The sequence below is a fragment of the Bradyrhizobium sp. MI1.7 genome (assembly GCF_055811795.1).
The window spans coordinates 1-7953 of record NZ_JBVVPO010000141.1 but is presented as its reverse complement, the minus strand read 5'-3'; the positions used below and the strand labels follow the sequence as shown (position 1 = coordinate 7953).

5 protein-coding genes and 1 pseudogene are annotated in these 7953 nt (G+C 58.1%); 4 read left to right on the top strand and 2 right to left on the bottom strand.

The annotated features are described in order from the left end of the window. The first annotated feature begins 235 nt into the window (after nucleotides 1-235). Nucleotides 236-652, top strand: a complete 417-nt coding sequence (locus AC0L3X_RS45955) for a hypothetical protein (RefSeq protein ID WP_283016709.1) — start codon at nucleotides 236-238, stop codon at nucleotides 650-652. A gap of 137 nt (nucleotides 653-789) precedes the next feature. Here AC0L3X_RS45955 and AC0L3X_RS45950 read toward each other — a convergent pair whose 3' ends face one another. After that, nucleotides 790-1269, bottom strand: coding sequence for a HEAT repeat domain-containing protein (locus tag AC0L3X_RS45950; RefSeq protein WP_473317528.1), 480 nt, complete (start codon nucleotides 1267-1269; stop codon nucleotides 790-792). A 388-nt stretch (nucleotides 1270-1657) separates the two neighbouring features. Between AC0L3X_RS45950 and nhaA the strand changes: the two genes are divergently transcribed. The 3 genes from nhaA (at nucleotide 1658) to AC0L3X_RS45935 (ending at nucleotide 6802) form a co-directional block, all read left to right on the top strand. After that, nucleotides 1658-2998 carry a Na+/H+ antiporter NhaA gene (gene nhaA / locus AC0L3X_RS45945; protein WP_283016708.1) on the top strand — a complete coding sequence of 447 codons (1341 nt, stop codon included), beginning with the start codon at nucleotides 1658-1660 and terminating at the stop codon, nucleotides 2996-2998. Nucleotides 2999-4154: 1156 nt separating this feature from the next. Next, nucleotides 4155-5858, top strand: a complete 1704-nt coding sequence (locus AC0L3X_RS45940) for an arylsulfatase (protein WP_414643474.1) — start codon at nucleotides 4155-4157, stop codon at nucleotides 5856-5858. A gap of 356 nt (nucleotides 5859-6214) precedes the next feature. After that, nucleotides 6215-6802 (top strand): hypothetical protein, encoded by a 588-nt coding sequence (locus tag AC0L3X_RS45935; RefSeq protein WP_283016707.1) that lies wholly within the window; start codon nucleotides 6215-6217, stop codon nucleotides 6800-6802. A gap of 20 nt (nucleotides 6803-6822) precedes the next feature. On the opposite strand, the pseudogene AC0L3X_RS45930 reads toward AC0L3X_RS45935, so the two are convergent. Then, a pseudogene (locus AC0L3X_RS45930) lies at nucleotides 6823-7068 on the bottom strand (adenylate cyclase); the annotation flags it as partial. Between the last annotated feature and the right edge of the window lie 885 nt (nucleotides 7069-7953).

Genomic DNA, 7953 nt, shown 5'->3' with positions numbered 1-7953 from the left:
GCTACCGTCAAACCGCGGCGCACGAAGGGGTCAAAATTGGACGCCGATGAGGGGTCAAATTTACAGGCCGATTGACAAGCGGACTAGTTTTGCTCAGGCCGAGTTCTTCGCACTTTGACCCGAAGCGGACGTCGGCATTCGAGCGCTTCGGAGAAGAACCCTTTAAGCTTGTACCTACTAATGCAGTGCTTCCCTATTCCTTGGGCCCAATAGGAAACACGCGCGTAAGCCTGCTATGAACGAAACAGACTTCGAAGAAAGCCAAGCTCAGCGCTTCGCAACTTTGTCGCGATGGAAACGATGGCTGGCCAACGTCGGTATTCTTGACGGCCGTGTCTTGCTGATGAGCGATGCCGAACGCCAGAAAATGAGAACAGAGAATCTCAGGCGATTGGCTGCTCGGCCCCTATGGGAGAAGTGGATTGCGATCGCAGGACTTGCAGCGGGGGCGATCTCGGTTGCGCTGTATCCATATCTATTCGGACGCCTGACAATCGGCTGGGAAAAGCTGGGCTTCACCAGAACGATTGTTCCATCCGGAGAGCCGATTTTATTCATAGCCACGCTGCTGTTTTTTGAGGGCTTCTTCCTCTGCTTGGTCTATTTTTTGACCAGGGTTTATTTCTTCCGTGGCAACGACGGAAGCTCTTGATCCTAACCAGTCTCGGCGCATGTCTACTCATGGCCGAGATGCGAAGTGCCGACACCTCTCTTTGAGGTCCGCTTAGTGGGTCGGAACGGACTGGATTTGCTCACGCTGAGTGCTTCGCATTTTGACCCGTTGCCGACTTAGCGAGACTGTTCAGCACCTATTGTACCAAGCCTCGGCTTGGTCCGCCTGTAGATCGGACCTCCCGGCACATACCATCCGGCTTTCTTGCGAACGGTTGAATTTTCATCATCTTGCTGTGCAGCGGAGACTGCCGCAGCGGCAAGAGCATTGGTGTGAACGAATTGTCCGACCACTTCTATCGCCATTGCGCGGACGTGCGCATCGGGGTCGCGCGCAAGCAATCTTATTGCCTTGGGAAGCACTTCACCTTCCTCGGGCTTGCAGGCCCCTTCCTTACACCGGTCGCATGCTAGCGTGTGCAAAGCTGAGCACCTGACGCGCTCATCGGCATCGTTCAGCATACCCATCAGATCGGCGAGAGTGTCGGGCGATAGATATCGGTCGAGAAACCTGCAGCAATGCAAGCGAACATCAGCATTGTCATGCCGCAGCCCAGCGCGCACTGCAGGAGCCGCTTGCGTCCCAATATTGAGCAACGCCCAATAGGCGTCTGGCGCCCTGTATGGGAATGCAAGCTCTTCGATGATCTTGTGAAGTTCCGCCAATATGTCAGCGACCCGTTGGGTTGTTGCGCGTTGCCCATTTTAGAACGCCACCGCGTTTCTCGCCATATAGCCACTTCCCCGGATGGCCCGTTTGAGACCTGGCGAGGGGTACTAAAGATGTCCGCTCACTGGGGCTGACCGGAAGTCGTCTCGGGAGAACCAAATCGACGCGATTGACCCAGAACAGACATTGGTGACCGATCACTCCTCCGAGGTTGAATTGTCGCCATCGCGATGTATAACGGCGTTCGGGTGCTCGCTGCATTGAACAGCGACAGGTCAAGCGATGGTCGGGCCGCCACGCGGAAAGCGTGCGCCCGTGAACGATAGCTCTTCATTCGACGATCTGCCGAAAGCCCAGCGGCTGGCGGAACAGGCCCTCAGCACCCTACATAGGTTCCTGCATGTTGAGGCTGTCAGCGGTGCCGTGCTCCTCGCGGCCGCGGCCGCTGCACTTATCTGGGCCAACTCTCCGTTCGCTCATAGCTATCACGCCTTTTGGAACCTTCCGCTCACAATCGGTGTCGGCGAATACGTGTTTTCCCGGTCGTTGCATTTCTGGGTCAACGACGCACTTATGACCGTCTTCTTCCTCGTCGTGGGCATGGAGATTCGGCGCGAGGTCCATGAAGGCGCACTGAGCAGACTCGACCAAGCCATTCTGCCGCTGGTTGCCGCGACAGGTGGCGTCATCGTGCCGGCGCTCATCTATCTGAGCCTCAACAGCGATCCGGCTAGAGGGCAGGGCTGGGCCGTGCCAACCGCGACAGACATCGCCTTTGCAGTCGGAGTGCTCGCGCTGCTTGGACGAACGATCCCGGTCAATGTGCGTGTGTTCTTGCTTGCTCTGGCGATCATCGACGACATCATTGCGGTACTGATCATTGCCCTGTTCTACACCGCAAGTCTTCAGCCTGGCGGTTTCATCATCGCGTCAATTGGCGTTCTCGCGGCTTTGGGATGTCAGCGGTTCGGGATCGGTTCTGCGCCCTTTTACGTACTGCCCGGTTCTTTGGTTTGGATTGGGTTCATGGTAGCCGGCATCCATCCAACTCTTGCAGGTGTCGTGCTCGGGCTGATAACTCCGGCACGCGCCATACCGATGCGGGAGCCGCCACTGGAAGTCGTGTCGCGAGTGCTCAAGCAGTTGCGAAGCAGCGATGCGGTGAAGGCAAGGGATCCGCACCTGTTAGAGCAACCGCTGCGAGACCTTCGCATAGCTCACCGCGAGATATTGCCGCCGGTGTCGCGGGTGCAGATGGCAATGCATCCGTGGGTGGCTTACGGCGTCATGCCGATCTTCGCGCTGGCAAATGCCGGCGTCAGCTTAACGGGCACTGATCTCTCCGCAGGGGGCCACCTGGTGATGATGGGCACTGCGCTTGCCTTGGTCGCTGGGAAACCGCTTGGCGTCGTCGGTGCGACTTGGGTCGCGGTACGACTGGGCTGGTGCCGCCTTGCTCCTGGAGTTACGTGGGGTGGCGTCTGTCTGGTCGGCCTGCTGGCTGGTATCGGTTTTACAATGTCGATCTTCATCTCGATGCTCGCCTTCTCCGATCAAGGATTATTGAGGGCGGCGAAACTGGGCGTCCTCTTCGGTTCGCTTGTCGCCGCCACACTCGGCCTTGGCTGGGGAGCGACCTACGTTCGACGTCAGTGAAAGCAGCTCAAATGTCTTTCAAAGCTCCCCACGTATCGTTTGTATCGCTTGCCGTCGAGATTCTGCCCTCCGGGGTTACCCAAGTGATGATCGTAGAAACTGGCTTGCACCTAAATCCGAAGCATTCCTCGTACAATAAATCCGCCGTGGAAGGTCTCATTTCGGCCGCGCAGGAATATGTTAGCGTCAACATAGAAGGTCCTGCCGCTATTCGGCTTGTTTCGACCCAAAGCGGGGAGATCTGACGGTCTGCTCCCGTTGTTCGTCGGAATCAGCTCTATTGCGCTTCGCCATCTCGCCAAAGGTTTGATCCGCCGGTAAATCGTCAATGAAAGATGATAAACTTCTATTCTGGCTTTCAGTAGTAGTGGGCCTCCTTGTGATCGGCTACTCGCTCTACGTTCTCTATTTCATTATCGGTTGAGAATGTTTGTGGCTCCTTATTGCGATGTTTGGGCATGTCCGCCTGTGGCCCTGAGCAGACCTCCGCAACTTCGGGTTTTTCGCGCTATCCCCATCTTGTCGCGTTGCGCATCTACATCCGCAGGATCGGCTCTGTGCTTCCTGGGTGAGCAAAAATCGAATCCGTTCTAGTGCTACATTGCGACCTCACCGACGTCGGCGTGTCCGCTTTTCCCCCTAGGTCGTATCCCTTAGGGGTGGACGCGAGGACTGACACATTGTCATGTCCGCCTCGTTGCATTGATTTAGATCAAGGTCGTCTCTACCGAACGGCCATTACTTCCGATTACGCTTTGGGAAAGCCTGGACCGCGCTGCGCCGTCAGCAAACGGCAGGGTGGTTTTCTGCACCAAAAAACCAATGCCGGCGGCTTCGAACGTACCTCGCAAGTCACGACCCCCGAACGACCAACGCAAAGATTTCACAGAAGGCATCAAAGGCGGCACGCATTTGTGTGTGCCGAACTACTGCAGACGCTAGCGGCCTGGCTGCGCGCCGTGCGGAGTCGGCCGACGCGTCCACCAGCCATCTTGTCTTTCGATGCATCAGGCGATGAGCCTCTGATGCATCATAAAGAGGGAGCGTAACCATGTTGAGTTCCGTATTGCCCGACAAACAACCCTTTACTGCAACGCCGCCACGCAAGACACCTGGTTGGCTAAAGCGTTCAAGCACTGTCCTGCTGGGCGCGACGATGATGACGATGATGATGCCGCTGGTTGGGCCGGCCAGTACGCCAGCAGCAGCTCAGCAGCCGGCCCAGAAACCAAACATCCTCTTCATCATGGGCGACGACATCGGATGGATGCAGCCGCGCATCTACCATCAAGGACTGATGGTCGGCGAGACGCCCAACATCGACCGCATCGGACAAGAGGGCGCCAAGTTCATGCACTACTACGCCGAGCAGAGTTGCACTGCGGGGCGCAATGCCTTCTTCACCGGTATGAACCCGCTACGCACGGGCATGATCCCGCCACAGCTGCCAGGCAGCCCGACCTACCTGCGACCTGGCACCCCAACGATCGCGTGGTTCCTGCGCGACCTCGGCTACAACACCGGCGAGTTCGGCAAGAACCACCTGGGCGACCACACCGACGCGCTGCCGACCGCCCACGGCTTCCACGAGTTCTGGGGCTATCTATACCACCTGGATGCGATGCAGGGCGTGAGCTTCCCGGACATTAACAAGACCCCGACCCAGCAGACCGTCGCCCCACCCTGCAGGAACACGCCGATCCCGGGTCTTGCGGAAGTGCCGGGCGCGGTGGATCCGAAGATGGTAACGAAAACAAAGACCTGCCTGACGCCCCCGCGTCCGGTCATCTGGTGCAAGTCCTCCGACGGCACGGCGAAGAACCAGACCTGCCAGGACCAGGGCCCGCTGACCCTCGAGCGTTCGAAGGGGGTGGACGAGGAAATTTCGGCCAAGGTCATCGACTTCCTCGACCGCAACGATCCCAAGAAGACCAACAAGCCGTTCTTCGTCTGGTACAACCCGGCGCGCATGCACGTCACGACCGTGCTGAACGAGAAGTACATGGCTATGGTCGGCGAGCCCGGCGGCAAGGATTGGGGCGTCAACGAAGCCGGCATGAAGCAGATGGATGACAATATCGGCTATGTGCTGCAGAAGCTGCAGGAGATGGGCCAACTCGACAACACCATCGTGGTCTTCACCACGGACAACGGCGCCGAGACCTTCACCTTCCCCGACGGCGGCGTCACGCCGTTCAAGGGCTCAAAGATGAACACCTGGGAAGGCGGCATGCGCGCACCGTGCGTTATCCGCTGGCCGGGCGTCATCAAGCCGGGCACGGTGAAGGACGAGATCTTCGCCTCGCTCGACTGGCTGCCCACGTTTGTTGACATCGCCGGCGGCCCCAAGGGCGACGGCCTCAAGGCGCAAATCGAGGCCGGCAGCTACCCGGGCATCGTCAAGACCACGCTCGACGGCTTCAATCAGCGCGACTATCTGGAGGGAAAGACCGAGAAGTCCGCGCGCGACGTCTTCTTCTACTATTCCAGCGCGCACCCGTCGGCGGTGCGCTACAAGAATTGGAAGATGTATTTCGCGATCGCGCCCGAAACCGCGACTGGCTTCGTGAACCCGGGAGTCCAGACGATGTTCGCGGCCGGCATGGTAAATCTCAAGCGCGATCCATTCGAGATGGGATGGGGCGATGAGAAAAAGGCGGCTTTCTGGTTCAGCGGTGCGCTCGCCGGACCAGTCACGGGTTACATATACGACTGGAACCTGCTGCCCATCGGCCAGGCGCTGTGGCTCGCAGAGCTCGAGACCTACAAGACGTTCCCGCCGATGCAGGATCCGGCCAGCTACAACCTCGACCAGGTCATGGAGCAGCTCAGGAAGTTGCCGAACCACCCGAGCCAGTAGCTGACCGCGCGCAACACGACCACGCGGGCGCCTCTACGGGGGCGCCCGCTCACGACAAGTGAACGATGAATGCGCTTCCGGTGCAGTCGCTTCCAGAGGCGGTCTAACCCATGCGTTTGGGTGGCGAAGTAAGGAAAATTGCTCGCGACCATGAAGAACCGAACCAGCTGCCACCGTCCAGCAACTGAGAGCAAAAGGGTGTGGTGAACCTACTGCGCGCAACAGGGCGTACGAAATGCTAGCCGGCGTCAAGGCGACCGTGCCCGCTCCGTCTTCCTGGAATCAAGCGTTTGCGAACTGGACGGCGAGACTAAAAACGAGTGTCACTGTTACGGCATCGACAGATATGAGAGGCCATGCCCATGTCAGCCAGATCGGATCGACTTCGCATCGAGGACGTTACTCCTTCGCTGGTCGCGGTCTCGGGGCGCGGCTTTCGACGCGTGACATCCTTGTTTGTGCTCTTGGTATTGCTCTGTTGGCCAACGCAAGAAAGCTTTGGCGCCGAGAATCTGGAATGTCCTGAGATCGGAGCCGCTTCCGTTCCCGATCTCATCGGCGACACTTCTGGTGGGGGGCTATTTGTTTCCGAAAACCGCATTGATCTCGCCAACGAAATCAATGAGGCGATCAACAGGCTGCAAATCACCAGTCCCAACATCTCGTGGACCGAGGTGCAGAACGTCCTGGTTGCTGCCTATTGTCGTGTCGTGGCCCGCACGGGGGGACTTACTGCCTCCGAGAAATGGGGCCGCATGCGCCAGTTCGACAATGTCCTGGAGCAGCAGATCGCAGCGAACACGATGCCGGCGGGAACGCTGATCATTGCCAGCGTTCCTCTTCCGCCGGAGGTCTTTCGAGAACTCAGGAGGCAGGCCTTTGTCTCAAATCAAACGCCGGCTCAACTGATGACAGCCATTTTGAGTCGGGCAACAGGGAAGTAGCCGACAGCACGGCGGCTACGTTCGTCTTGCATTTCGAAAAGGTCGGCGAGTGGTTTGTCGAATCGGTCGGCCCACAGATGGCTGCCTGTTTCGGTATCGACTAGTTGCACGCACACCCGAAAACGATCCCCGCTCCGCTGCACGGAACCTTCGAGCACGTAACGAACATTCAGCTCGCGGCCAATCTGCTTGAGATCGACTGCTTTGCCCTTGTAAGTAAATGCGGTGTGCCGACCAATCACGAACGAGCCTCTGATGCGTCGGATTTAACCGCGCGCGGCGGACGCGAGACTGTAGCGGTCAAGCGGATGGCTCGTTCTCGTTCAGCACATCCACAAACCGCGCGTGTAGCGTTATCTCATGCTTTGATCCGTCAAGCAGAACACGAAGGCGGTGGCGCGTTCCGCCAGATCCGAGAACAACGCCATGTCGGCCGACCATTCTGGGACCCGCCGCTGCGTTCACGATGATCCGTTGCCCTTTCACCAGCTCGTTTTTGACGAGTGTGAGGTCCAGCAGGTTCGGCAGGCTGCGTCTGTTTGGCGGAGGCATGGTGGAAACTTAGCGCCGCCAGACGCGAAGCAAAACGTCTCGTCGTCGTACCAGGTAGTTTGCGATCAGCAGCCTGACAGCCAAGACGGCGAGCGCGACAACAACAATCTCGCAGATCATTTGGACCTCGAAACGTTCATTTACTTCACGAGATCATCAAATCGTCAAGGCTCGTTGTGTTGCGCGACGGAATTACGTTAGACGATCGTTTGGAGACAAATTCACCTAAGAGGGTTTCAGCAGACAAAATCGGTCAGCTCAATCAAGCTTAAGCGTCAGCTCGCAACGGCGACCTAGCAGGAAGCATCAAGAGCATCAGCGAGTCGAGCGGCGGTTTTGGGGTCAAGGCGGAACAGCTTTATAGCCTTTGCGACACGGGTCGTAGGCGGTCTCACTGCTAAACTTAGGCCTTAGGCTCGTCCGGAAAATCGAAGCTGAGAAAAATGAGGGTGACCGCTCCGACGATCAAGAGCACGACGCACAGCGCCGCGATTCCGTAGGGCCACACTTAGGTCTCCGTTGGAAAGAACGAAGCCGACGCGCCGAGTATAATGGCACGCCGGCGTCGCCATGCTGAATCCGGACAGGGCAACTCGTCC